We start from the raw sequence: 25,147 nt of genomic DNA on the forward strand, positions 1-25,147 counted from the left end.
AAACTCATTAAAAGGGTATCTTTTGGTTATAGAAATTATGATAATTTGCGTAATCGAATTATTATAACTTCGCGACTATTTGCCTCAACAACAAAGAAAGAGATTAAACAACCTAAGGTTGCTTAATCTCAATATTTGGACTCATCAGTCCGATTTGACGTAGAGCCAAATAATTCTGTCCCACGCCCAACTCCATTTTTTAATTCACTCTTAATTTAGTAGTACCTGTATTAATAACATCAATGACTGCATCAAGTGCATCAACAATTAAATTCTTAACTGCCGCATCAGTATAAAACGCAATATGTGGTGTTAACCAAATATCTTCTCTAGCAATTAATTCATCTAATAAGTCATCATTAATCACTTTATCACGGTAATCTCCAGGGAATAAACCTCGTTCATGCTCATATGTATCTAATGCAGCACCTTTAATTTGACCACTATCAATTGCATCAAGCAATGCTCTGGTATCAACGATTGATCCCCTAGCAGCATTTACAAATACGGCACCTTTTTTAAATTTTGAAAATAAATCTCTATTGAAGAGATGTGGATTATATTTCGTTGCTGGAATATGAACTGTAACAATATCTGCATCACGTAAAGTTTCTTCCAACGTATCCTTATACTCAACATATTGCCCAACCTTTTCATTAGGAAATGGATCATATGCAACAACATGGCTTCCATATCCTTTTGCAAAAATGCTTGCCGCTATCGAGCCAATACGTCCTGTTCCTATAACAGCTACGGTCAAATCACTAATTGAACGTGACAATATTGAAGGTTCCCATCTAAAATCATATTCACGAAGTTTACGTTGAATATCGTTCTGATTTCTTACAATATTAATCGCTTGTGTTACTGCAAACTCTGCAATTGAACTCGGTGAATATGACGGTACATTAGATATAATAATGCCATATTGTGTAGCTAAATTTAAGTCGTAAGTATCAAATCCAGCACTACGTTGTGCAATATGTGTAATACCAAATTGTTGCAATTTGGCAAATACATCTTCCGATATTGGGTGTTGTTGAGATAAAGAAAAGCCATCAAATCCTTGAACACCATCGACATTATCTTCTGTTAATATTTCTTTATTTAACTCTACTTCGACATTATTTTGTTCCGCCCACTCTTCAATGTAAGGAATATCTTCATCTCGTACACTCATTATTTTAATTTTAGTCATAAAATTTCATCCTTTCTATTTGTGACTTCTTGTTACTCGTTATATAAATAAGATAAAGAAGCTAATCGTTTAGCCGCTTCAGTTAATATTTGGTCATCTAATGCTAGGGAAATACGAACGTAATGACGACCATTTTCACCAAATGGAATGCCAGGCGCCACTAAAATCGATTGTTCTTTCAACAAATACTGTTCAAATGATTCACTATCATACCCTGGTGGTGTTTGAAGCCATGAGTAAATGCCACCTTTAGAATGTACAAATGGTAAATTGGCTTCTTTTAATTGCTTTTCAAACATGTCACGACGACGTTTGAATGTTTCATTTTGTTGATCTAGAAAGTCATCATAGTGATTAAGTGCGTATGTTGCTGCATCTTGAAGGGCACCAAACATACCAGCATTAGTATGTGTTTGATATTTCTTCAGCGCTTGTATCATGTCTTTGTTACCTACTGCGAATCCTACTCTAAACCCTGACATATTATAGCCTTTAGATAATGAAAAGATTTCAATTGCTACCTCCTTTGCATCTTTAGAAGCAAGTATACTTGGGTTCTTTGCATCAAATCCAAAAGCACTATAAGCGAAGTCATGAACGATCTTTGTATGTGTACCTTTAAATCTTTGAATCGCTTCATCAAACACTGCTTTAGTAGCCGTTGATCCAGTAGGATTATTTGGGTAAGTCAAATAAACGAGTGACGTACGTGCTAATGTTTGTGCATCTACTTTGCTCCAATCTGGCAAATAATGTGGTGGCTCCAAATTAAGTGGTACTGGATTGGCATCAGCAAGCATGACACCAGCGAGGTAATCCGTATAACCTGGGTCTGGAAGTAGCACACTTTCTCCAGGATTAACAATACATGTAGGCAAAGCCACTAAACCATTTTTAGTACCATAAAGTATGCACACTTCATCATCTTTATGTAGCTCAACGCCATATTGTCGTTGATAGAAATTAACAATTGCTTCTTTAAAGGATTCCTTACCATGAAATGCACCATATTTTTGATTTTCAGGAATTCGAACAGCATCAGCAAAGTGATCAACGATGCCTTTAGGCGTTTCGCCATCCGGGATACCAACTGCCATATTAATTAACGGTAGTGGTCCATGCTCAACCTTACGTCCCATTGTCTTACCAAAGTAACTATCTGGAATATTGACTAGTTTATTAGAAATTGTCATTATTTACCCCCTTTTAAAATTAAAAAAGCTATATATCACTCTCAATTGATAGTGACATATAGCTTAGTTATGACTATGACACTTATCTTTGAGGCCTACCTCTTTGGAATTAGCACAGTACTTTTGTCTTTTAAGTCTGTTGCTGAAGTTTCATTGGGCCAAATCCCTTCACTTCTCTGGATAAGTCTATTGAATTAATATTTATTGTATCAGTTCAATAAGTATTGTCAATATTTATAATTTTCAGATTTATAGCAAGTTTTACTTTATTTTCCGTGTTCTATATCTTCTAACATTGCTTCGGCAGTAATTTTAGCACTGGTCAACACAGTTGGCACACCTGCACCAGGGTGCGTACTTGCTCCTGCAAAGTATAAGTCTTTATAATCTCTCGATACATTTGGAGGTCTATAATAATTACTTTGTGTAAGTGTTGGCATAAGTACGAATGCTGAGCCGAATTTGTCATTATAACGACTCTCAAAATCAAGCGGTGTAAATATTGTTTCAGATACAATATCCTGACGTATATCTTTAAGTGCCTCAATCGTTTCTAATTTGTTATAAATGACATCCTTCGCTTGTTCAACCATACTAGGATTGTTCCAGTCAATTTCACCTGTCTTCAACTCAGAGACTGGCATTAAGACATACATTCCTCTCTGGTCTTTAGGCACTAATGCCTCGTCTTCTACAGATGGGAAGTAAAGATATAATGATGGGTCATTAGGCATCTTACCACTAAAAATGTCATCAATATTGTCTCTAAACTCTTTAGCAAATACGACATTATGTACATGTAATTTATCACGTAATTGACGATTAATACCTGCATAAATTAAAAATGCTGAACATGAATAGTCTATGTTATCTACCTTTTCAGGAGAATAGTTCTTTAAAGGTGAGTGCGCAGGCATTAAGTTTTGTGCCACACATGGAAAGTCAGCAGTACATAGCACTTTGTCAAAACGTCGAATATCACCATTAACACGTAGACCATCTGCACGTTTAAATTTAGGATCAATAATGATTTCTTGTACATCTGCATTAAGTTCTACTTTAACACCTTAGTCTTGACCAAGTTGTAGTAAACCTTTTGCTAAGCCTTACATACCGCCTTTTATATAATGAACGCCATGTACCATTTCATTCATTGGAATAATAGAATAAATTGAAGGCTCTTGTTTAGGATCAATACCTATGTATAACGTTTGAAATGCGAATAACTTACTTATTTTTTCATTGGATACATAATTTATCTATTAATTGATTCGCATTATTAAATGTTTTTAATTTTAATCCACGATATAGCGTCAATGGGTTATAAAATTCACTTGGTTTACGTAATGTTCGTTCAAGGAAGTATTTGCGTGCCACTTCATATCGTTTATACACATCCGGTAAAAATTGCATAAAATCTTGAGTAGAACCTGGTTCTATCGCTTCTAACGTTTGTCTAAGTTGTGATAAATCAGTTGATACACTCACTTTATCTTTATCAGAAAATAAATATCAAAAATATGTGTAAGTTGCTTCATATCAACGTAATCTTCAAAACGTTTGCCACTTTCTTCAAATACGGCTTTATAAACATCCGGTACCATCACTTTGGTTGGTCCCATATCAAAAGTAAAGCCATCTTTCTTAAATTGGCTCATACGGCCTCCAACTTGTTCATTCTTCTCAAATATTGTAACTTGATGACCTTAGCGGCTAATCGTGCTGCAGCTGCTAAGCCGGTAACACCAGCGCCTACTACTGCTATATTCATATATCTCACCTAATCTTTATATTTTTTCTTTAAATTGCGGTAGATTTTATGTTTTTTCCATTTAGAAACGTACGCACGGCCTTTCAATGAGTAATCTGCTTTACGTACTTCGGTTAATATACCTCGATATACTTGGGCTGCTAACTCAATAATCATACGAGCTTCTTCGTTGTATACATTAAGATGATTTAAAACCATGTCATAGTTATTATCGGCTAGTGTAGCGTAGAATTCCCAAATTTTAATGTAATTGTCAGAGGGTTGATCACGTCCTATTTCATCAGCAATTGAAACATTAAATTCACTTAAACGCGCTTTACTAAAGTAAATACGTCCGTTACGATAATCTTCACCAACATCACGTAGTATGTTCGTTAATTGAAGTGCCTCACCTAATTGCTTTCCATACTCATACGCTTCATCTGACGGTGGCGTTGCCAGTATTGGGATCAGTAATACGCCTACAGTTCCCGCAACACCATAACAATAATCTAGTAGACCACGATCTGTTTCAAACATTTCGAAATGCTGGTCTGCTTCAACCGTATCAATTAAGTCATAGAGGGCTTGGAAATTCATTTGGAAATGTGTAGCTGCATCAGCAAATGCCATCATAATGCGGTCATCACTTTCAAATATCGTTGTAGTTTGATGTTCAATAGCTTTAACATCACGGTTAATCTTATGTAGATATTCCACGTCTTGGTGTACATCGATACTATCATCAACGATTCTACAAACTGCATAAATCGCCCAGATTGCTCGTCGTTGTTGTTCTGGTAACATATCAAACGCATATGAGAAACTCTTAGAGTAATCTTTCATAATTTGATGACAATATTGATAATTTTCTTCTAATGTGCTCATGGAGAACCCCCTGCTAAATATTATTTAATACTAAATTGTCGTCCTTTCCATTTTACCTGTTTCGTGTAATGAATATGACGATATGAATTTATATAAATTAAAACAAAAAATAAAAACAATATTGGGTTGATAGATAAAAATAAAATTGAAAAACGTCCTACTCGACGATGTAAACGAATAAATTGTAATATATATAAACTATATGATAACGCCATTCGCTTAAATGACAAAGTTTTCATAAATAAACTAAATGTTAATCCGCTATATGAGGTGATACTTCCCACCATCCATAAGATAATTAATATCATGATATGAGGTTGTGTTGACGAAGCACCTACCGCTAAGTGTTTCATCCATCCCTCTATCATTGTTTTAAATCCCGCTTCATACATTCTAAAGCTAACAAATCCCTGACCTTCAAATTGTGTCACTGGCAAATGGCAACGATGAAACGCTTTTCCTAAAGAAAATCCTTCAATAACATGAGATGTAGCATTTTTATGTCCTTGTGTCAGGATATAATCGGATTTGTTCATGACTGTAACAGGTCCAAATGCTAATGACTCCCCTTTAGATTTAGATAAACTTGAAAAATTATTTGTACCTACAACTGTCATAAGATTAAACATAGCCGATAAGTGTTCATAAGGTTTATAAACAACATGATACGTTTGAATACTCATTAATCCACGATATTGTTGTCGCGCATATGACTGAATAATTGCCTCTAGGGCGTGTTCATTATTCAATTCTACGTCCGCATCCATAAATATAAGAATATCTGACGCTGTATAAGAAGCACCTAGATAACATGCATATTACTTACCACCCCAGGTATTACTATTGTTGTCATACGTCACATTATACACTTTCGCGCCCATCTCTCGTGCTATCTCAGCTGTTCCATCATTTGAATCATCGTCCATGACTATATATTCAACTCGTATTGATTGCCGAGACAAACTTTTTAATAATTTGGATAATCTCATTTCCTCGTTGCGCGCTGGTATAATCACACTTATTGATTGTGCTGTTTCGCCCTTATGTTTCCTATTAAAAGAAAGTAAATGACGACGATTATACATTAAATAACCACTGACTAATGATAGACCTGTACTTGCATGAAGAAGTGACTCCAATTTAGTCATAGTTGCATTACCTCTAATCTCTTGAAGCATTAGTAACTTTACTTTCAAGTACATTAATTTTATCAGCTACTTGTTGTCCGCTTAATGTCACCATCGGCATACCACCACCAGGATTAACTGATCCTCCTACTAAGAATAAGTTATCAAAGTATTGACTATGCTTAGGAAACTTGAATCCTTTATTTTTCTTCTTATCTGCGACTACACCATAAATGGCACCTTTATTAGAAACATACGTCTGTTCAATATCATGTGGCGTCCAAATATCTTCATATATAATATGTTGACGCAAATCTGTAAGCCCCATTTGCTCTAATTTATCCAAAACACGCTCTCGGAAGTCACGATATTGTTCCTCTGTAAACGGTTCGTCTTGAATGTACGGAATATGTGGTAATACTTTTAAATTTTCATGTCCTTCTAGCGCTTGAGATGCATCCGATTTATTTGAATTAACAAGATAAATCGTTGGGTCTTGTGGCAATACTTTGTCATGAAACACTTCTCGATAATTACGCTTAGAATCATTTGAGAATAGGAAATTATGATGTGCCAATTGAGGGTATAATTTGTCTACTCCTAAATGCATCACAAAGCCAGATGCTGCAGGTTCATAAACTTTCTCTAATTGCGCTATTTTTTTATTTAAAAAGTGCAGTAAGTCACGATACGTAGGTCTCACTTCTCTATTAGAAACAATGTAATCTGCACTCACATGTAAACCATCATCTAATCTAACGCCTGTAACATGATTAAAATACGTATCAATACTATGTATATCCATACGGTATGAATGGTTACGCCCTCTTCAATCGCTAATTGTTCCAATGCACGTGCAAGTTTATGAATACCACCTTTAACGTACCATAATCCTTGTTCATATTGCATGTGAATTAAAAGCGAAAGTACTGCTGGTGCATCATAAGAAGAAGAGCCAACATACTTTATAAAGTAGCCAAGCATATCTCTTAATTCTTGCTTCTCAACATAACGATTAATAGCTTGTTACATTGTTGAGAAGTAATCCACACCTTTAAGTGAACGCAATGGTCCCTGGCATTTAATAATTTCAGAAACTGTATCAAGCCCTAGTGCAAAGTAGCCATTTTCCGTAAAACGATGTATTTTTTCTTCATGATTTAAAAATTGATGAAGTTGCTGAATATCGTCATTGGTAAGATAGGTATTGGCATTTAACATTTGAGACAAGTCTTCATATAAATCTATAACTTTACCATTAGTGAAGAAACTACGCCATTGCAAAGGTAATCGTTCAATAGTAACATAGTCTTTCATTTGCTTATCACTATAGTTAAACAAGTTTTCAAATATGTATGGCATCGTTAATATAGATGGACCTAAATCAAAACCGAATCCCTCTGTCTCTATACGATTTACTTTCCCACCAATGTGGCTATTCTTCTCATAAAGCGAGACATCAAAGCCACTTTGAGCAAGATGAATAGCAGCTGATATCCCACCTAGTCCTCCACCTATAATGGTGATTTTCTTTTGAGACATGTACGTTCATCTCTTTTCATTCATAGTTGATAGTAATGTTCTAACCTAGGACGATTGTATCGTTGCGTGAGTATGATCGGTAAATTTGCCGAAATCATATAACACACATCAATGAATAGTATATATTTAGGCGCTTTGATAAAAACAACAATCGGTATCATTGATAACCAATGAACAAGTTCTGCACGGCGCATTTCTAAAATCATAAAATGTATATCTTCCAATTTAAATGAAGCCAGTCGCCTTTTATATAGATACGGTAATTGAATTGAGCTGCTTCTGGAATGTAATGTTTCCATTTATTAATACGAAATAGTTTATTCCATAAAGCGCCTCTCTTTTCCCACGACCTTATTTTAAAAACTGATTCATATCTCACAAATAAAGAGGACGGGTATCGTAACATGATATTAGATAGCGATAATTGTACAGTTGTCCAGAACACACTATGTATTAAACCTAGTTTTAATACTTTTCTTAATGTCATTGATATTCAACACTTTCAATTTGTATATTGTCTTAGTATCTTCCCTATAATCGCGGTCGGTAAACGTTAAGCTACAGTGTCTATTAAAACACAAAAAAAGAGGCCGACCTTAAAGTCGACCTCTTTCGTGATAACTCAATGTACTATCCAGTTACCTTAGTAAATCCTACCACCAACCGTTGTTAGCACGGAATGCAATTGCTGCATCTAATGAACCGTAACGGCTATTAGCATAGTTAATCATACCTTTAGTTTGTGAAGCTACTGAACCAGTACCCCATGATTCCATAGTTTGACCTAAACCTCTGTAACCAGCTGGGTTAACTGCGTTAGGATTACCACCTGATTCAGGCATTACGATTGCGTTCCAAGCAGCTTCAGTACCACCATTAGCTAAGAATTGAGCTTTAACTGATCCACCAGTTGAAGCTGATGATGAAGTTGAAGCTGATGATGAAGTTGAAGCTGAGTATGAAGTAGTTTTTGGTGCAGATACTGCTTCAACGTTAGTGTTGCTTGCTTGTTGGTTTGAGCTTACTGATTGAGTTGAAGCTTCATTGCTGTAAGAAGCTGAGTAGTCAGTTGATTGAGCAGCTGGAGCAGCTTGTGTAGTTGCTACTGTGTCAGCTCCACCAACGTAAGTGTAATTCCAAGACCAAGATTGACCGTCTGAAGTGAAGTTGTATTTGAAACCATCTTTAACGAATGTGATGTTGTATGCACCAGCTTGTACTGGGTGAGCATTTAATTCAGATGGGTTGTTTTGAGCTAAGTTAGCTAATTGTGCATAGTTTGTAGTTGATTCAGATGCATGTGCACTGTTATCTGTAGTTAATGCATAACCTGTTACTCCTAAAGCTACTGCTAATGACGACGCGATTACTGTTTTTTTCATAATAAAAAATTCCTCCAAAAAAATTTAGTTTATATTTTCGTTTTGTTAAATTCTTAAGTTATTGTGTTTTGCTCTGTGTTTAACTTTTGACAATAAGTACTATATCATAAAAAAACGCCAATAGTATTACGCTTATCTTACAAAAAATTACAATGAACGACTTATTCTGTAACATTGAAATATTTATATTTCATTCTGTAATATTATTTTTTGAACAAATCGTTTAAAATTTCATTATGAAATGAGGTTTTACAATACTCTTTTAAGAAATTTACAACAATTTTACATATTCTGTAATATTACAAATTGCCGTTTTGTTACAATACCGTAATATTTCTAACAACTTAGAATATATTCAATTTATTTATATAACATAGAAAAACCAAGAAACGACTCTATCATTAACCGTTTCTTGGTTTATTAATCAACTCATTACAGTATAGTCTTATAAATTAATAATCCTTGACGCCCCATAATACTTTTTCGCATTTACGAATAATATACTTCATTATTTCTATTCTTGATGTTTTCTTATGATCTGCTGGTACGACTAGCCATGGTGCATGTGTTGTATTTGTTTTTTTAACCATGTCGTGGCTGGCTTCAACGTACAAATCCCACTTGTCACGATTACGCCAATCTTCATCAGTGATTTTCCATTGTTTATCTACATTATTTTGACGATCTTTAAAACGTTTAAGCTGTTCGTCTTTATCTAATGTCAGGAAGAATTTTAGGATGATCGCACCTTCATCGGTCCACATCTTTTCAAATGCGTTGATCTCATCATAGGCTCGTTGCCATTCATTCATTGTTGCAAATCCTTCAATTCGCTCTACTAATACACGTCCATACCAACTTCTATCAAACAATTCGATATGACCGCTTCTTGGCATATCCTTTGCAAAGCGCCATAAATAATGATGTTTCAATTCAACATCTGTAGGTGCGCTGATGCCATTAACTTCATAACCAGTAGGATCAAGCTTTTCTCTAATACGCTTAATATTACCACCTTTTCCTGCTGCATCCATTCCTTCAAATACAAGAATTAACGGAATTTTTCTATCATATAAAGCAAATTGTATTTCGCGCATACGTTTCTGCAGTTCAGTAATTAATGTTTTGTATTCTTCTTTAGAAACTTTTTCTACATCTTTATCAAACAGTTCAGTAGCAAAGTGCTCTGAGAATTCACCATCATAAACTTTATCCTTCGCATGATGTTTCGCTATGGCTTGTTCTAAACGTTCAATAATGTGTTCATACATCTTTTCAATCGCCATTTGGCGTTCTGTATAGTCAATAATCTTCCATTGTTTATCCTGTTTAATAAATTGATGCATGTCTTCTAAATACGTTTCTGTTGATAGTACACTTCCATACTCTTGAACTTTCCAACGCATCAGTGGATTTTCTTTTGTTTGTTTAATATGTTCTTGTCTTTTATCTTCATTGATTTCAATAAAGAATTTGATGATTTCATAATCATCCTCGATTAACATATCTTCAAAAGATGTAATTTGTTCTTTTAAAACATCATAATTTTTATATCTATCGTGTTTAATTTCGTTTTCTCGATAATCTAAATAATGAGAGTACCAGCTTCTAAAATAGACATTGATATCACCTTTTTTAGGTAATGTATTCCAATATTTTTGTAAAAACTGATAACGCAAATCATCCTTTTGCGGTGATTGTGTCGCAATAAAATATGTATATTTGGCATCAAAATTGAGTAATAATTCATTTGAAAGTCGTGTTTTTCCAGAAGCAGGGACACCTTCAAATAGAATCATAATTGGAATACCTAATTTGTGTGTCTGTCTTGTAAGTTCAGCTGTCTTTAGTGCTAATTTTTCGATTTTATTAGCCATTAACCATTCACCCTTTAAGTAACGTATTATTTCATTTTTATTGTAACACTATTTATTTCATATTTTATCTTAATTTCTATATGTATTCTCATTTTCAAAAAAAGAATTGATAAAATGCGATAATCAACACTTTATCAATTCCTATTTAACAAATGGTTAACCCATAAATTTATATATGTCGTTTGTATAAAGATGTAATACTTTTCGGAAAATAATATCTAAAATGAATGCAGTCACTAATGGTACAACAAAGAATCCCAAAATAATGAGTAAGATACTTAATATTGCAGAATCTACATGTAAGAATTTAAAAGCGCTAATTGGTCCAATCATCCCAATGAAACCAAATCCTGCAGACTCTTTAGTTCCCGCAATACCAATCAAGCTACCTGCAATTCCTGAAATTCCAGCAGTTATAAGAATTGGTAACATTATAATTGGATATTTCACCATGTTTGGCATCATCATTTTCACACCGCCGAAGAATATAGAAATTGGTACTGCAACTCGGTTCACTTTGCTTGTCCCAATAAGTAATACTGCTTCAGTAGCTGAAATACCAATAGATGCTGAACCTGCTGCCAGACCTGTAATCCCTATAGCAATAGCTATCGCAACAGTTGATAATGGTGAAATAATAATAAAACTAAAGACCATAGAAATAAGCATACACATCAATACAGGTTGTAGTTCTGTGAAGCTATTAACCATATTACCAATGCCAGTTGTAATCATATGTACGTATGGCAATATAAGTACACCAATTGTAGCGGATAAACCACCTACGATAGTTGGATACACAATCAGTGCCATGCTACCGACACGTTTTTCAATTAATAAAATAAATAATACAGCAATCGTTGCAGTAATCATCGTATTAATCAAGTCTCCGATGCCGGCAATTACCCAGGCACCATTCTTAAATTGTGCAGCCCCGCTTCCTACATAAGATGCACAAGCAACAACTGCAATTGCTAATGGTGTCATATCAAATTTCAAAGCAATAAGCGCTCCTATTAAAGCAGGTACTGTAAATTGCATTGCTTGTACGACATGTAACAATGTTCCAAAAAATGGGTGGTGATGCATGAACGCTTTAAAGATTTCTCCCAAAATAGCATTAGGTACTAATCCAACAACGATACCAATGGCTACGCCCGATAGCACTCTAAATGTAAAATCTTTAACGCCTATTTCTCTAAGTGTTGATGTCATATAAAAAACCTCCTATTGTTTAATCTGCACACTTAATATGTTGATCAGCCTACTTACTGATGATTGATGCCACATGTAAACAACTACTCACGTCAATCATTTGAATAAGTAATGATAGATTTTACTATATCATAAATTCTAAATTTTCAGAATATTATTTTTATTTTTTCTCAAAAAAGTAACATTTAACGATAATGATTGGATTCCAAAATTTACTTCTTGGTTAATAGGTATGAATTTTTGATGTTAAAAAATCTGAAACATGACTCAGGCTTCAGATTTTTAATACTATCTATTTTGTTTTTCATATCAGATATTAAATAAACTCTTTTCATTTTCTGGTAGTTGATCAATAAATGATTGTGGATCTTCGGCATAATCATTGCCTATGCCATCCTTCATTCTTTGAAAATGTAAATGCGAGCCAGTTGTCTGTTCACCTGTATTACCGGATAAAGCAATCACATCTCCGGCTTTAACTTGTTGACCTTGAGTTACCTTGAAATCATTTAAATGCATATACCATTGTTGATATCGGCCATTATCTTCAGAGATTTGTATCACTTTCCCTCCTAAATCATCTTCAAATATTCTTGTGACAACACCATCTGTCGCTGCTAACACTTTCGTATCTTCAGGTAAGTCATAATCATTACCATAATGTTTGTCATTACCTTCAAACTCTAAACCATGATTATATGTGCCATAACCATGCGTCAAACGTCCATCACTATTCCAATCACCATATTGATTATCATCATTAAAAGACATTTGAGATGGTTGCATATCAATTTCACGAATTAAATATGTTACGGAAACACCGATACCTACACATATCAGTATAGTCATAACTATTTTGATAAATTGTTTCAAACATCGCTCTCCTTTTTAATTCATTATTATTCTGTATATTATCAAACATCACGACAAGAAAGTGTATACTTTGCTTATAATCAGACTAATTGACTAGATAATAAACAAAATTGACTATTATAATAGTAGAAACTCATCTCATAATTAATTTTAACCATAATTAAATTAAAAATTTTATTAGGAAATTGAAGTTTGACTACTCCACAGTTTAGGTTGATAGTTACATATCATTGTAAGCGTGAACTTTGACAACCATCTCACTTCGACAGATAATTTAATGTAAGCTATAGGTCAACAAGGGAGGTGCCTATATTGACTACGACTAAAGTGGATCCTCGTATTATCAGAACAAAGAAGCTGCTGGTAGAAGCGTTTCAAGAGGTTTCCCGAGAGAAAAAGATGTCACAAATCACTGTTAAAGATATTACTGAACGTGCCACGGTCAACCGTGCTACTTTCTACGCACATTTTACAGATAAATATGATATTCTCAATTACACTTTATCCGAAACAATTTTGAAAGATTTAAATAATACATTATCCGTATCAGATATTATTAATGAAACTGTCATATCAAACCTATTTATTTCTATTGCTAATTATATGGTTGAAGTGCAAGACTCTTGCAAGATGAATAGTGAAACGTTTTGTAACCAAGCTCATCAACGTATTAATAATGAATTAGAAGATATTTTTACCATTATGCTTCGTAATAGCTACCCTGAACAGGATATTGACGTTCTCGTTAATAGTGCTAGTTTTCTAGCTTCAGGATTATGTGGTCTCGCTAGACATTGGCTCGATACCGGTTCGCTTACAGCAGAAGCTTTTATAGATAAAAATTTACCTTTCTTAATTCATCACATCACACACTTGTAATTAAACCTTTAAGGCGTTGCCTTAGAGGTTTTTTTATGGAAAAAGCTAATCTAATCAACAAATACTGAGCATTGTTGTCTAAGCAACAAATTTCATAAGCATGTATGTTGCATATTATTTAAATGGGGCGTATATTACATTTATACAACATGTGTTAGTTAGATAATAAGTGTTGTATAAATATTAAATGAAGTTAGGAGGTAAGGACATGTCAGATATTGATGAACACGAGGGATTTAAACGTACGTTTAAAAATAATAAATTGACGCTAGGTTTATCCATACCATTTGATAATAAACAACAAAACAATATTGATTTTGATGAGCAATTGAGACTCGCTCAAAAGGCAGAGTCTTTGGGATTTACAAGTTTGTCTGTGAGAGATAATCCATTGTATAGTCCTCATTTAGGCAACGTTACTACGAATTATGATCCATTCGTCTTTTTAACTTATCTGAGTGCCTTTACCTCAAAGATTGCACTGGGTACTGGTAGTACCGTAGCAACCTTACGACATCCCATTCATCTAGCTAAATCAGCTGCCTCACTTGATCTCATTTCCAATCAACGTTTATTACTCGGTATGGCTATCGGTGATCGCTCTTTTGAATTCCCTGCATTTAAAGTAGACGAAAATGAATTAACAGAACGTTATCAAACAACCATTCACTCACTAAGAGAACTGTGGCAATCACATTCTCCCAAAATCTCAAATTCAATTTTCGAATTATATGAAGATTCAGGGTTACAAGTATTGCCAAAACACCATTCAATTCCAATGTTTGGTACCGGATATTCAAAACAATCAATGGCTTGGCTTCAAGAAAATATGGATGGTTGGCTATTTTACGCACAACCTTTTCAAGATCAAAAGAAATTAGTAGAAGCTTGGCACAGTGGTACCGACCGATTTAAACCGTTTATGAATATTCTAATGATTGATTTATCTCAAAATACAAATGAAACCGTAAAACCGATTAAAGGTGGTTTCCGTACTGGACGTAAAAATTTATTACAAATATTAAAAGCTTATGAATCAATTAATACAAATCATATTATCTTAAGATTTACAAACGATGATCGTGATATCGAAACATTAATAGAAGAAGTTGGTGTGCACATTGTTCCCCACTTCCCAGCTCATACAAATTAGGAGGAATAAATAATGAGAGAATTATTAGATAGAATTAATCAATTAGCAAATAAAGAAAAAGTTGAAAGTTTGAGTGTTGAAGAAAAACAAGAACAACATCAATTAAGACAAGAATATTTAGGTATGATTAGAGGTCAAGTACTTCATACTTTCTCAACGATGAAAGTTTTAGACCCACTTGGCCAAGACGTTACACCTGATAAAGTGTATGACTTAAGAGAAGAATACAGCAACATTCAAGAAAATTAAAAGCATATTATCAAGACTTAGGCTGCCCTTAAAGTTCCAACTTTGAGGGCAGCTTTTTTATGTCCATATTTTTGAGTAAAATTCTTAGTTGATCACAGCTCATTTTGTTGAAACCCTTTCCTAGGGAAACTATAAAGTAGTTCTTTGATTTTAATAATTAAAACTACTTAATGAAGTGATTGCTCACTTATGTTCGTTTATGCGACTGATTCTCTATGCCGCTCAACAAATATATTTCATAGTCTATCGTAGAATAATTCAAGCCACAAATGTTTATTTATACGATGCATTCAGGTATAGAATCAAACATCCTAACTTATCACGATAATAATAATGATATTATATAAAATAAATATATAATAATATATAAAACAACTAAGAAAGGGCATACCATGAATAAGGTTAAAAAAGGGTATTTATTTAATATTATTTCCGTAGCAATCATGTCTTTAACCCCCAATATTCAACAAACTTTCACTCACTGATTTATCAGCTATTCAAGCAAGTTTTTTTAATGCTTTGTTTTCAACTTTAATATTATTAATAACTGTATTACTCGATAAAAGTAAAATAAAAATCTATCATAACAAATTTATATGGTTCTTAGTTATTACTAATACAATAGGTATTTTACTCCAATATGTAAGTTTAAGTTTGTTAGATCCAGTTAGTGTTGGATTATTAGGAAGATTTTATATTATATTTGCGTTGTTTCTTTCAGTGCTCTTGCTAAATGAAACGTTGTGCAAAAACGATACCCTTCCTATAATTTTTGCTGTTATAGGTACATTCTTGATTACTCATTTTTCAGGTGATTTTAACAGTATATTAGGTGTAATTGTCGCCCTATCTTATACATTCTTTTTTGCGCTAACGAATATATTAGCTAAAAAGACCGTCAAAGACATTGATTCTAAAACCATCTTACTATACAATCGGGCGACTTCTACTTTGTTGCTTATGAAAGAGTTATACTTTGATTTAGCTGGAAAAGCCCTACCTTATCAGCTTCCAAATATTACTCAATGTGTAGACATGGATAAAATTATATATGGTTCAGATGCACCTTATACAACCGATCAAGTTGTTACGATGTTAGCTGATGAACTTGAAAGAACTGATTTATTATCACATCATGAACTTGAGAAAATGTTCTATGATAATGGCAAACAATTATTAAAAACAATTAAAGAAGATTAATAAGCTTGAGCGGCACGGGTATCACTGTACCTGTACCGCCCATGCTTATTTTTTATGCCAATATTTCATCCATTGATCGATTTACGCTACTAGCGTACATTCCACCAAATTTTAGTAAATGGACCATAAATAAATATAGTCTATAAAATTCTAAACGCTTACGAGCACCTTTTCCTGAAGGATAGTGCTTCTCATATTCGTCATAAAATTCTCGGGTAAATCCACCAAATACAGTAGTGATTCCTAAATCAAACTCCCTATCGCCATAAAACGGTGCAGGATCGAATAAAGCGGGGCTACCATCTGTTAAGAACATATAATTGCCACCCCATAAGTCTCCATGCAATAATGACGGTTTACTATTGTGATTTTCTAGTTCATTTACCATCACTGTGCGTACTTGTTCATAGACTTTATTATCTTCGTCATTCCATAATCCTTTCCCCATGAGTTCATCTCTCAAATGATCCATACGACGTTCGACAAAGATTTCAATCCACGAATCAGACCAAGTATTATCAAATGAAATATCTCCACCTTCATGAGGTAAATCAAATCCAAATTTGCCGTCAGATTGTTGCTGGCTATGCATTTTGGCTACTAATTGACCTAGTTCTCGTTGACTACCGGTCGTTCCCTCATCTAAGTAACTCAATATTAAGAAAGCATCACCATTAATTTCACCGCTATCAATCACATGTGGTGCTGTAACACCTGCTTCCTCAAAAGCGTTAAGTCCAGCAATTTCAGCAGCATAGAATGATTTATCACGATTGCGTTGAACTAATAAGAAATACACGTCATCTTCTGTAGTTACTTTGAATGCTTCGTTCACATCTCCACCACTCACCGGCTTAATGTCTCGTATATGATTTAATGGTAATTGTTCTTGCCAATCTTTTTTCATGATGTTTCCTCCTTCGAATACATCTTCTCACTTTATTATTATATTTCCTGAAATAGGACTATTTAATCGTTAGCATATATATCCACATTTAAGTTGAGGCAAATTTTTAAACAGTTTCTAAATTAACTATGCAATTATTGTTGAACATGCTAGTCTTAGAGAGGAATGTTTTTTCAATGATATTAAATGAGGATAGTAAGCCTCAAATACAATGAAACAGGAGCATTAAAATGTATAAATTAATTAAACCACTATTATTTAAATTCGACCCTGAAAAAGCGCATGGCATGACCATTGATGCTTTAAAACTTGCCCAAAAACGCCCCTTTTTACTACCTATTATGCACAAAATCTTTAACTATGAAGATCCTTATTTAACACAAACAATTAAAGGTATCACATTTAACAACCCAGTTGGTTTAGCTGCTGGCTTTGACAAATCTTGCGAAGTACCTAAAGCACTTGAAAATATTGGATTCGGTGCACTTGAATTAGGTGGCATTACACCTAAACCTCAAGATGGTAATCCAAAACCTCGCATGTATCGTCTAGTTGAAGATAATGCATTAATCAATCGTATGGGCTTTAATAATATTGGTATGAACAGAGCGTTATGGAATTTACGTCGCCATTCATACAATATCCCTGTTGGCTTAAATGTTGGTGTAAATAAAACGACACCTTATAATGAGCGTTATCAAGATTACATTAAAGTAATTGATACGTTTAAAGCTGATGTCTCATTTTTTACAGTTAACATAAGTTCACCAAATACTGAGAATTTACAAAGTTTCCATGATAAAGATGAATTTTCAATGTTATGCAAAGCTTTGAAAGACTTTAAAGCCAATACAGAAGTAAATGTCCCTATTTTCTTAAAATTAACTTCTGATTTAGAACTAGATGGTTTTAAAAATATTCTACCAGCAATCACTGAAACATTTGATGGTATGATTCTAGCGAATACAACTCGTAAGCGTGATGGTCTCACTTCTTCTAATAAAGTAGAAGATGGCGGATTAAGTGGACAACCCCTTTTCAAAAGAAATTTAGAGTTAGTGAAATGGGCATATCAACAAACAAATGGCGAATTCTTAATTATCGGCACAGGCGGTATATTTAGTGCTAAAAATGCCATTCAAATGATGCGAAATGGTGCATCTCTTGTTCAAATCTATTCTTCATTAGTTATTGAAGGTCCTGGTTTGACTAAGAAGATAAATAAAGACATCGCTGCTTACTTAAAGCAACATAATTATAGTAACGTGAGTGATATTATTGGATTAGACGCGAAATAATATAGCTTTACTTAATTATAAAAAGTACTATACTTAAGCCAAAGATAACAAGTTTACCGGAGGGGTATACATATGACTGCAGAAGATAAACATACAAAACAAAATGCAGACCAACCGTCTAAAAGTAAAGAACAGCCATCAAATCAAAATGATAAAGTACAAAAAGATGACGATAATAGCATTGGTTACAATGGTGAAAAGAAAACTGCACTTGATCTTGAAATCGAACGTGAATTACTTGAAATGATGGAAAATGAAGATCCAGAACCTGAGAAGCAGAAAAAAGGTTTAAAAATTGCAGGTATCCTATCTGCATTTGTGATTGCCATTCTAGCCATTATACGTTTCATTAATCGAACAATATAAAATACGACTCCTAATTTGAAATGATTAAACTTCAAATTAGGAGTCATTTTTTCTAAAATTGTTGTAAAAAATCTTTAGCTTCTTGATTGATTTGTTTAAAATCAATACCTTGAGCCATCGCAGCGAAGACACATCCACAATAGCATTGTCGAAATATATGATAGTCATTACACATCTCTATTGAACGTTCATAGCCCTTATTTTTCTTGAAGTCACTCGGCAAGTAGCTCACGTCATATAAATGTTGTACTTCCATACCCAGTTCATTTATAAGTTGCGCATTCTTTTTAGGTGATAGTGTGAGTGCACTTCCAAAGTAATCATACCCGTATTTCACAGCAGCTTCAGCAACTAGCTCCAAACGCATTTCGAAACATACCGTACAACGTAACCCTCCTTCTGGTTCTTCAGTGAGGCCACGTGATTTTGCCATTTTCATAAATTCATGTGGTTTATATTCCGCTTCAATATATTTAACGTTCTTTCCGGTTCTCTCATTAAAATTATAAACAAATTGTTCCTGAACTTTTGCACGTCTTAAATATTCATTTTTAGGATGTATATTGGGATTCGCAAAATAAATTGCCACGTCAGCATACTCCGTTAAATATTCTAACGTATAAGTGCTACATGGCGCACAACAACTATGTAGTAAGATTTTAGGTCTTAAACCTTCCCTTTCCCATTGATTAATTAATTTTTTCAATACCTTATCGTAGTTAATTTTTTGATTCTTCATTTTAGCAATAATTGGATCAGCTTTTAACATAAAAAATGACTCCTTAAGCATTATATACATTTATTATATAATAATTAAGGAGTTGAATAATAGTTAATATTCTTTTTTTAGCATAATCATATAGTAAATAAACATGATACCGCCGAATAGCACACCAGAAATTGCACATTTGATTAATTATTCTTTGAAGTTAAACCCATCATTAAAAATATAAGGGAAGATAATCCCCGTAATAATAAACATCACCGTTGCAAAATAAACGACGAAAAACGAGCATTTTATTGCAAGCTGTTTCTCCCATTGTTTGTATTCTTCAGCTGAATGAGCTTTTAACTCATCTAAACGGTTTCTTCTATTAATCCAAAGAGATACAAACGTTAAAATAACACTCAACGCTAATAAGCATATTGTTCCAAAATTCGCTGTTTCTCTCTTCATATCAATAACCAAACTTATTGTACCTAAGATAACTATTGAAATATATGTCAATAAAAACATAACCGCTAACTTATGTTCAAGCACACATTGCTCAGGCTCATCACGACCTGTGGGATTTTGAGTGAACCAATTAAATAAATTTATCCATTTCTTAATCCCCCTCACCATATTCTTTAACAATTTTACCTTTACCAACGAAATAACTTACTACGCCGAAAATTAAAGCAGAAATAAAATTAAATGTTATGAAAAATCCTAATTCAATCTTTTGATCCGAAAAATATAGTCGCGTTAAATTAAGTAGGCTCATGATTACACCGAACATAATACCACCGAAAATACTGCCTAACTTATGCTTCTTTAATAATCTTTGATATGCTTCTTTAGAATAAACTCGATTTTCATCTAATTTATTTTTTCGAATGCCCCTCGATAAGAAAATACTAGCAATCGATTCTGAAAGTGATGACGATGAATTATGTTATGTTCATACTTTCGAACAAGATACAGAATTGACTGGTAATATGAAATTAAAACTGTGGATAGCTGCAGAAAATGCTGACGATTTAGATATCTTTGCAGTCATTAAAAAGTTAGACCGTCGTGGTAATGAGGTGCATTTCCCTGATTTCAATCATAATGAAAAAGGTCAAGTTGCAACAGGTTGGTTACGCGCTTCTCATCGCGAACTAGATGAAACGAAATCAACAATTGCACAACCACGGCATACACATAAACATGAACAAAAAGTTAGCCCAAATGAAATCGTGCCAATCGAAATAGAATGGTTACCATCTGGTACATTATTTAAAAAAGGTGAGTCATTAGCAGTTGTTGTTAAATGTAACGAAATTATCAAAGGTAATAGCACTCCTTTACCTAATACGAAAACACGTTATGAACACGAAGATACTGTAAACAAAGACAATCACCTTGTTTATACTGGTGGCGATTATGATTCACACCTAATTATTCCAGTAATTGAATAATTATTTAAAGTAAAACAAACATTAAGCATATTCCTTTTCTCAATACCTAAAAGCCAGTAAATGAATTATAAAATTCACTTACTGGCTTTTAAATTTATATATCATCTACCATTAATATTTATCTCAAGATATCATTAGAGCCAACGCCAAAATAATTGGTGTAAAATACCTAAATCATCATATCGATGAATGATAGTTGAACCAAATAAATGTAAGGCAAATCCAATAATTACAAAGAAAATCATTACACAATAGAAACTCGCAAAACGTAACGTATGATTTACACTATACTTTGAAATTAAATACACTGATGATGTTAAAAGTAAAATCACTGAAAAGGCAATCAATATACCACTGAAAATATACAACTCAAAGAAAAACACAATAAATCCCAAAAATAACATACTTACTGATAATGTATTAACTAATATATAATCAGATAAAACCTTTTTAAAGGAAATGCTTTCTACTATCATTAAGTGAATAACGGCGAATGTTACGATAAATAAAAACGCAAGTGCTAGCATAGTAGTTAATACAAATTTCAAGATAATTGTTGCAGTATCAACAAAATAACCATCAAATAAACTTGCTGAAAGTAAGTGTAAAAACATTCCCAATATAAGTAAACCAATAATGACTAATGATGATAGCAAAGTAATACTAAATGACTTATTCCCTTTCATCACTGCATCATGAGAAGTAAAAGCTTGTTTAAAAAATTGCTTACTTTCATTGAAGGTCGATTTTACCTTAATCGTGAATGGACCTTCAGCGTAGCGGTGTTCATAAGACATATATTTATGTGCAAACTCACCACGATCGTACTCACTATGATTCTGTTCTCCATTAATTTGTTCTTGCTTAACAGCTGTAGAATGACTTGTAGTTTGAATCTCCGAATTGAATGATTCTGTTGTTGATTGCGTTGATTGAGATAATGAACCATTTAATTTATTACCACAACTACCGCAATATTGATCTCCTTGTTGATATGTCTGATCACAATTTGGACATTGCATTAGGGCTCCCTCCATAAATATAAAATTCTAAGTTATTATACCATTATTTTATATTGTGTCATATATTATATTTTATAAATTAAAAAAGAAAGATGAATTCATTGAGAATTCATCTTTCTTTTATAGGTATGATTATTAATTATTCAGCTTCTCTAATCTCTGCATCTACATCTGCATAATCAATTTCTGTTTCTGTAAATGTTTTATTATTAACTGGGAAATGTTGTTCGAATGTTTCGAAATTCTGTATTTCAACAGTTACATCGTCTACTTCAAAGTCTAATACATGACCACCAAAGTTGCGATCATCATTAGCAAAGTGAATATGGAAGCCAGCTGATCCAATACCGTGGAATAATTCTGGAGTAAAGAATCCAATAATTGTTCCTTTAATATCTTCACGCGTTTCCTCTGGTTGTCTACGTGCTGAATCAATTAATCTAGTGTAAGGTGGTTCTTGTTTAGGCATCATGCGTACGTGCATTTTTTTAAACGTACCACTTATTTTCACTGCAGAGAATAAGTTATCACTTAACATATGTTCTTTAACTTCGTTTAACACTTTTTCAGAATCTTTATTTGAAGTTTGATATGTTTGATCTGCTTCAAAACGAGTAATTGTTGCATATGGCGTCATTTCATCACCATTTAGTTTCTTAAACTCCTTATGCTCGTTAGCATGGAATGCTTCACCATCTAAAAAGATAACCTCACCATTAGAACCTGTTAATGTAGCTAGTCCTGAATCACCATGTTCTAATAGTTCATCGATAGACGCAGTTCCTTCTAATAGACCTGCCATTAATGTACCTAAAGTACCATGTTGATATAATACGTGACTCATTGAATATTCACTCCTATGTTTGTTTGACTAATAATTAATTTAAAGAATCTGGTAATACATTCGTTGATAATTTGATATTGTCTTTATAATTCACTGGTATATCAATTAATACAGGGCCTTCAGTTGCATAGCCTTCTTTTAAAGCTGCTTCTAATTCTTCTTGATTAGTAACACGTAACCCTTTTGCACCGAATGATTCAGCATATTTCACATAATCAACTGGTCCAAATTCAACACCAGCTGAACGTTTATATTTCATTTCTTCTTGGAACTCTACCATATTATATTTACCATCATTCCAAATTAATTGGATGATGTTTAAATTTTTACGTACGGCTGTTTCTAAATCTTGACCTGAGAATAAGAAACCGCCATCTCCAGCTACTGACACAACTTGAGTATTTGGGCGCACTAATGCAGCTGCAATTGCCCAAGGTAAAGCAACACCAAGTGTTTGCATACCATTACTAAATAGTAAATGTCTTGGATTGTAACTTCTAAATTTACGTGCCATCCAAATATAATGACTACCTACGTCAACAGTAACAGTTGTATCGTCAGTTAGTGTTTTTTGCATTGTTTCAATAATTTCTAATGGATGCATTACGCCATCTTCATGTGTGTACTTAATACCTGTTGCTTCAATGACTTCTGCTCTCAAACGTTCTAAGTCATCTAAACGATTTTGATTAATAATAGGTTCATGCACATTTTCAGATAGGAGTTGAATTGTCCCTGCAATATTACCAATTAATTCTTTTTTAGGGCGTAAAAAGTTAGTGATTTCAGCCTGTACTTCATCAATAGCAATGATTTCTGTATCTAATTCTTTATTCCAGTTACTTGCTTCGTATTCAATTGGATCATAACCAATTGCAACAACTAAGTCAGCTTTTCTTAATAATTCGTCACCTACTTGGTTACGGAATAAACCGACTCTTCCAAAGAAGTGATTTTCTAATTCGCGGTTAAGTACACCGGCACCTTGGAATGTTTCAACAACTGGTAAATTTGATTTAGCAACTAATTTACGAATTGCTTCAGTTTCTTTCTCACTTGAACTTCTCATACCTACTAGCAAAACTGGGAATTTCGCATGTTTTATAGCTTTGATAACGTCTTGAATGTCTTCTAAATTTGGAACACCTAGTTGGGGTTGTTCACATAAATCAATTGCATTAGATGTTACTGGAGACTCGATAACATCTTGTGGGATACTAATAAAGCTTGCACCATTTTTACCTGAAGTCGCTGTACGAATAGCGTTTGTCATTACCTCAGATAAAGACTCAGGATCTTGTACTTCTGCACTATATTTCGTAGATGATCTTAAAAGAGAAGCGTTATCTACTGCTTGATGCGTCATACGTAATAAATCGTTACGTTTAACTTGACCACCGATAGCTAACACTGGATCACCTTCTGAAGTCGCTGTTAATAATCCAGTTGTTAAGTTACTTACTCCAGGGCCACTTGTTACTAATGCTACACCCGGTTTACCAGTTAAACGACCGATACCTTGTGCCATCATGGCAGCATTTTGTTCGTGACGTGTCACAATAAGTTCTGGACCATCATCTTCAAGAGCATTAAAGAGATAGTCTATTTTAGCTCCTGGAATACCAAATACGTAATCTACATTATTATTTTTTAAAGTATCAATGACCATGTTTGCAGCAGAATAGTTTTCTTTAGTCATCTGAATTCATATCCTTTCAAGTTTCGTTTTAAATTTTAATATTAAAAAGAAGCCACTTACATGTCTATTTTTTAAGGGAAAAAGAGGGAAAGACTTAGTTACATGAGTTGTGGCTTCTTTATATTTAAAGTTACTTCATTATTTCATTGTTGCTAGTAATCTCAGTTAGGGATACATATCTAAATGTGAGATGGGAGTCTTCTATCTATGTCAATGGGTATAATAAATCATAAAGTTTAGCACTACTATGCTAATACAATATAAGGGGATGGATTTACTACATGAAATAGAAGCATTTAAATATGATATAACTTTATTA

At 33.5% G+C, this 25,147-nt stretch carries 19 protein-coding genes, 5 pseudogenes and 1 riboswitch; of the genes and pseudogenes, 7 read left to right on the forward strand and 17 right to left on the reverse strand.

Annotation, left to right across the window (positions count from 1 at the left end):
• Positions 1 to 199: 199 nt before the first annotated feature.
• From BDW31_RS00005 to BDW31_RS00055, 11 genes and pseudogenes are all read right to left on the reverse strand, one after another.
• Positions 200 to 1,198 (reverse strand): D-lactate dehydrogenase, encoded by a 999-nt coding sequence (locus BDW31_RS00005; RefSeq protein ID WP_053024539.1) that lies wholly within the window; start codon positions 1,196 to 1,198, stop codon positions 200 to 202.
• A 32-nt stretch (positions 1,199 to 1,230) separates the two neighbouring features.
• On the reverse strand, positions 1,231 to 2,391 hold the full coding sequence (locus BDW31_RS00010; RefSeq protein ID WP_053024540.1) for an aminotransferase class I/II-fold pyridoxal phosphate-dependent enzyme: 1,161 nt from the start codon (positions 2,389 to 2,391) through the stop codon (positions 1,231 to 1,233).
• Between the two features lie 79 nt (positions 2,392 to 2,470).
• Positions 2,471 to 2,578, reverse strand: a riboswitch (SAM riboswitch).
• A 79-nt stretch (positions 2,579 to 2,657) separates the two neighbouring features.
• A pseudogene (locus tag BDW31_RS00015) lies at positions 2,658 to 4,162 on the reverse strand (phytoene desaturase family protein).
• Between the two features lie 9 nt (positions 4,163 to 4,171).
• Complete coding sequence (locus tag BDW31_RS00020) at positions 4,172 to 5,029, reverse strand: phytoene/squalene synthase family protein (RefSeq protein WP_053024541.1); 858 nt, start codon at positions 5,027 to 5,029, stop codon at positions 4,172 to 4,174.
• A 20-nt stretch (positions 5,030 to 5,049) separates the two neighbouring features.
• Positions 5,050 to 6,177: pseudogene (locus BDW31_RS00025) on the reverse strand (glycosyltransferase family 2 protein).
• A gap of 13 nt (positions 6,178 to 6,190) precedes the next feature.
• A pseudogene (locus BDW31_RS00030) lies at positions 6,191 to 7,698 on the reverse strand (phytoene desaturase family protein).
• A 20-nt stretch (positions 7,699 to 7,718) separates the two neighbouring features.
• Positions 7,719 to 7,904: a glycosyl-4,4'-diaponeurosporenoate acyltransferase CrtO family protein gene (locus BDW31_RS12590; protein WP_245154752.1), complete on the reverse strand. Its 186-nt coding sequence runs from the start codon at positions 7,902 to 7,904 to the stop codon at positions 7,719 to 7,721.
• 447 nt (positions 7,905 to 8,351) lie between these two features.
• Positions 8,352 to 9,080, reverse strand: coding sequence for an aggregation-promoting factor C-terminal-like domain-containing protein (locus tag BDW31_RS00040; RefSeq protein WP_110708883.1), 729 nt, complete (start codon positions 9,078 to 9,080; stop codon positions 8,352 to 8,354).
• Positions 9,081 to 9,532: 452 nt separating this feature from the next.
• The gene (locus tag BDW31_RS00045) at positions 9,533 to 10,957 is read right to left on the reverse strand and encodes a phosphate--AMP phosphotransferase (RefSeq protein WP_053024543.1); all 1,425 of its coding nucleotides are present in this window, start codon (positions 10,955 to 10,957) and stop codon (positions 9,533 to 9,535) included.
• A gap of 156 nt (positions 10,958 to 11,113) precedes the next feature.
• Positions 11,114 to 12,172 carry a PTS sugar transporter subunit IIC gene (locus tag BDW31_RS00050; protein ID WP_053024544.1) on the reverse strand — a complete coding sequence of 353 codons (1,059 nt, stop codon included), beginning with the start codon at positions 12,170 to 12,172 and terminating at the stop codon, positions 11,114 to 11,116.
• 309 nt (positions 12,173 to 12,481) lie between these two features.
• The gene (locus tag BDW31_RS00055) at positions 12,482 to 13,045 is read right to left on the reverse strand and encodes a M23 family metallopeptidase (protein WP_053024545.1); all 564 of its coding nucleotides are present in this window, start codon (positions 13,043 to 13,045) and stop codon (positions 12,482 to 12,484) included.
• 312 nt (positions 13,046 to 13,357) lie between these two features.
• Between BDW31_RS00055 and BDW31_RS00060 the strand changes: the two genes are divergently transcribed.
• From BDW31_RS00060 to BDW31_RS12595, 4 genes and pseudogenes are all read left to right on the forward strand, one after another.
• Complete coding sequence (locus tag BDW31_RS00060) at positions 13,358 to 13,924, forward strand: TetR/AcrR family transcriptional regulator (RefSeq protein WP_053024546.1); 567 nt, start codon at positions 13,358 to 13,360, stop codon at positions 13,922 to 13,924.
• A 208-nt stretch (positions 13,925 to 14,132) separates the two neighbouring features.
• Positions 14,133 to 15,077 carry an LLM class oxidoreductase gene (locus BDW31_RS00065; RefSeq protein ID WP_053024547.1) on the forward strand — a complete coding sequence of 315 codons (945 nt, stop codon included), beginning with the start codon at positions 14,133 to 14,135 and terminating at the stop codon, positions 15,075 to 15,077.
• Between the two features lie 12 nt (positions 15,078 to 15,089).
• A complete protein-coding gene (locus BDW31_RS00070) occupies positions 15,090 to 15,326 on the forward strand; it encodes a DUF896 domain-containing protein (protein WP_053024548.1) in 237 nt (78 codons plus the stop codon).
• 392 nt (positions 15,327 to 15,718) lie between these two features.
• Positions 15,719 to 16,526, forward strand: a pseudogene (locus tag BDW31_RS12595) (DMT family transporter).
• A 52-nt stretch (positions 16,527 to 16,578) separates the two neighbouring features.
• Here the strand turns inward: BDW31_RS12595 and BDW31_RS00080 are convergent.
• Entirely contained in the window at positions 16,579 to 17,433 is an 855-nt protein-coding gene (locus BDW31_RS00080) for a fructosamine kinase family protein (protein WP_037551550.1), read from the reverse strand.
• Positions 17,434 to 17,663: 230 nt separating this feature from the next.
• On the opposite strand from BDW31_RS00080, the gene BDW31_RS00085 reads away from it, so the two are divergent.
• Positions 17,664 to 18,731 (forward strand): quinone-dependent dihydroorotate dehydrogenase, encoded by a 1,068-nt coding sequence (locus tag BDW31_RS00085; RefSeq protein WP_053024550.1) that lies wholly within the window; start codon positions 17,664 to 17,666, stop codon positions 18,729 to 18,731.
• 72 nt (positions 18,732 to 18,803) lie between these two features.
• Entirely contained in the window at positions 18,804 to 19,097 is a 294-nt protein-coding gene (locus BDW31_RS00090) for a hypothetical protein (RefSeq protein WP_037551548.1), read from the forward strand.
• Between the two features lie 52 nt (positions 19,098 to 19,149).
• On the opposite strand, the gene BDW31_RS00095 is transcribed toward BDW31_RS00090, so the two are convergent.
• Both BDW31_RS00095 and BDW31_RS00100 read right to left on the reverse strand, forming a co-directional pair.
• A complete protein-coding gene (locus tag BDW31_RS00095) occupies positions 19,150 to 19,866 on the reverse strand; it encodes an epoxyqueuosine reductase QueH (protein ID WP_053024551.1) in 717 nt (238 codons plus the stop codon).
• A gap of 147 nt (positions 19,867 to 20,013) precedes the next feature.
• Positions 20,014 to 20,454: a hypothetical protein gene (locus BDW31_RS00100; RefSeq protein ID WP_245154751.1), complete on the reverse strand. Its 441-nt coding sequence runs from the start codon at positions 20,452 to 20,454 to the stop codon at positions 20,014 to 20,016.
• A gap of 272 nt (positions 20,455 to 20,726) precedes the next feature.
• Between BDW31_RS00100 and BDW31_RS00105 the strand changes: the two are divergent.
• A pseudogene (locus BDW31_RS00105) lies at positions 20,727 to 21,263 on the forward strand (CocE/NonD family hydrolase C-terminal non-catalytic domain-containing protein); the annotation flags it as partial.
• A 134-nt stretch (positions 21,264 to 21,397) separates the two neighbouring features.
• Here the strand turns inward: BDW31_RS00105 and BDW31_RS00110 are convergent.
• From BDW31_RS00110 to alsS, 3 genes are all read right to left on the reverse strand, one after another.
• Positions 21,398 to 22,285 (reverse strand): zinc ribbon domain-containing protein, encoded by an 888-nt coding sequence (locus BDW31_RS00110; RefSeq protein WP_053024553.1) that lies wholly within the window; start codon positions 22,283 to 22,285, stop codon positions 21,398 to 21,400.
• A gap of 139 nt (positions 22,286 to 22,424) precedes the next feature.
• The gene (budA, locus tag BDW31_RS00115) at positions 22,425 to 23,129 is read right to left on the reverse strand and encodes an acetolactate decarboxylase (RefSeq protein ID WP_037551544.1); all 705 of its coding nucleotides are present in this window, start codon (positions 23,127 to 23,129) and stop codon (positions 22,425 to 22,427) included.
• Between the two features lie 34 nt (positions 23,130 to 23,163).
• Positions 23,164 to 24,828, reverse strand: a complete 1,665-nt coding sequence (gene alsS / locus BDW31_RS00120; protein ID WP_037551543.1) for an acetolactate synthase AlsS — start codon at positions 24,826 to 24,828, stop codon at positions 23,164 to 23,166.
• Positions 24,829 to 25,147 lie beyond the last annotated feature (319 nt).

The sequence above is a fragment of the Staphylococcus sp. AtHG25 genome (assembly GCF_003217445.1).
Classification (GTDB): Bacteria; Bacillota; Bacilli; order Staphylococcales; family Staphylococcaceae; genus Staphylococcus; species Staphylococcus haemolyticus.

Coding starts and splice junctions, on each gene's coding strand:
- BDW31_RS12590 (WP_245154752.1), bottom strand. CDS start 7,904: ATGATTTTAGAAATGCGCCGTGCAGAACTTGTTCATTGGTTATCAATG.
- BDW31_RS00080 (WP_037551550.1), bottom strand. CDS start 17,433: ATGAAAAAAGATTGGCAAGAACAATTACCATTAAATCATATACGAGAC.
- BDW31_RS00040 (WP_110708883.1), bottom strand. CDS start 9,080: ATGAAAAAAACAGTAATCGCGTCGTCATTAGCAGTAGCTTTAGGAGTA.
- alsS (WP_037551543.1), bottom strand. CDS start 24,828: ATGACTAAAGAAAACTATTCTGCTGCAAACATGGTCATTGATACTTTA.
- BDW31_RS00090 (WP_037551548.1), top strand. CDS start 18,804: ATGACTGCAGAAGATAAACATACAAAACAAAATGCAGACCAACCGTCT.
- BDW31_RS00010 (WP_053024540.1), bottom strand. CDS start 2,391: ATGACAATTTCTAATAAACTAGTCAATATTCCAGATAGTTACTTTGGT.
- BDW31_RS00005 (WP_053024539.1), bottom strand. CDS start 1,198: ATGACTAAAATTAAAATAATGAGTGTACGAGATGAAGATATTCCTTAC.
- budA (WP_037551544.1), bottom strand. CDS start 23,129: ATGAGTCACGTATTATATCAACATGGTACTTTAGGTACATTAATGGCA.
- BDW31_RS00070 (WP_053024548.1), top strand. CDS start 15,090: ATGAGAGAATTATTAGATAGAATTAATCAATTAGCAAATAAAGAAAAA.
- BDW31_RS00045 (WP_053024543.1), bottom strand. CDS start 10,957: ATGGCTAATAAAATCGAAAAATTAGCACTAAAGACAGCTGAACTTACA.
- BDW31_RS00095 (WP_053024551.1), bottom strand. CDS start 19,866: ATGTTAAAAGCTGATCCAATTATTGCTAAAATGAAGAATCAAAAAATT.
- BDW31_RS00020 (WP_053024541.1), bottom strand. CDS start 5,029: ATGAGCACATTAGAAGAAAATTATCAATATTGTCATCAAATTATGAAA.
- BDW31_RS00050 (WP_053024544.1), bottom strand. CDS start 12,172: ATGACATCAACACTTAGAGAAATAGGCGTTAAAGATTTTACATTTAGA.
- BDW31_RS00085 (WP_053024550.1), top strand. CDS start 17,664: ATGTATAAATTAATTAAACCACTATTATTTAAATTCGACCCTGAAAAA.
- BDW31_RS00110 (WP_053024553.1), bottom strand. CDS start 22,285: ATGCAATGTCCAAATTGTGATCAGACATATCAACAAGGAGATCAATAT.
- BDW31_RS00065 (WP_053024547.1), top strand. CDS start 14,133: ATGTCAGATATTGATGAACACGAGGGATTTAAACGTACGTTTAAAAAT.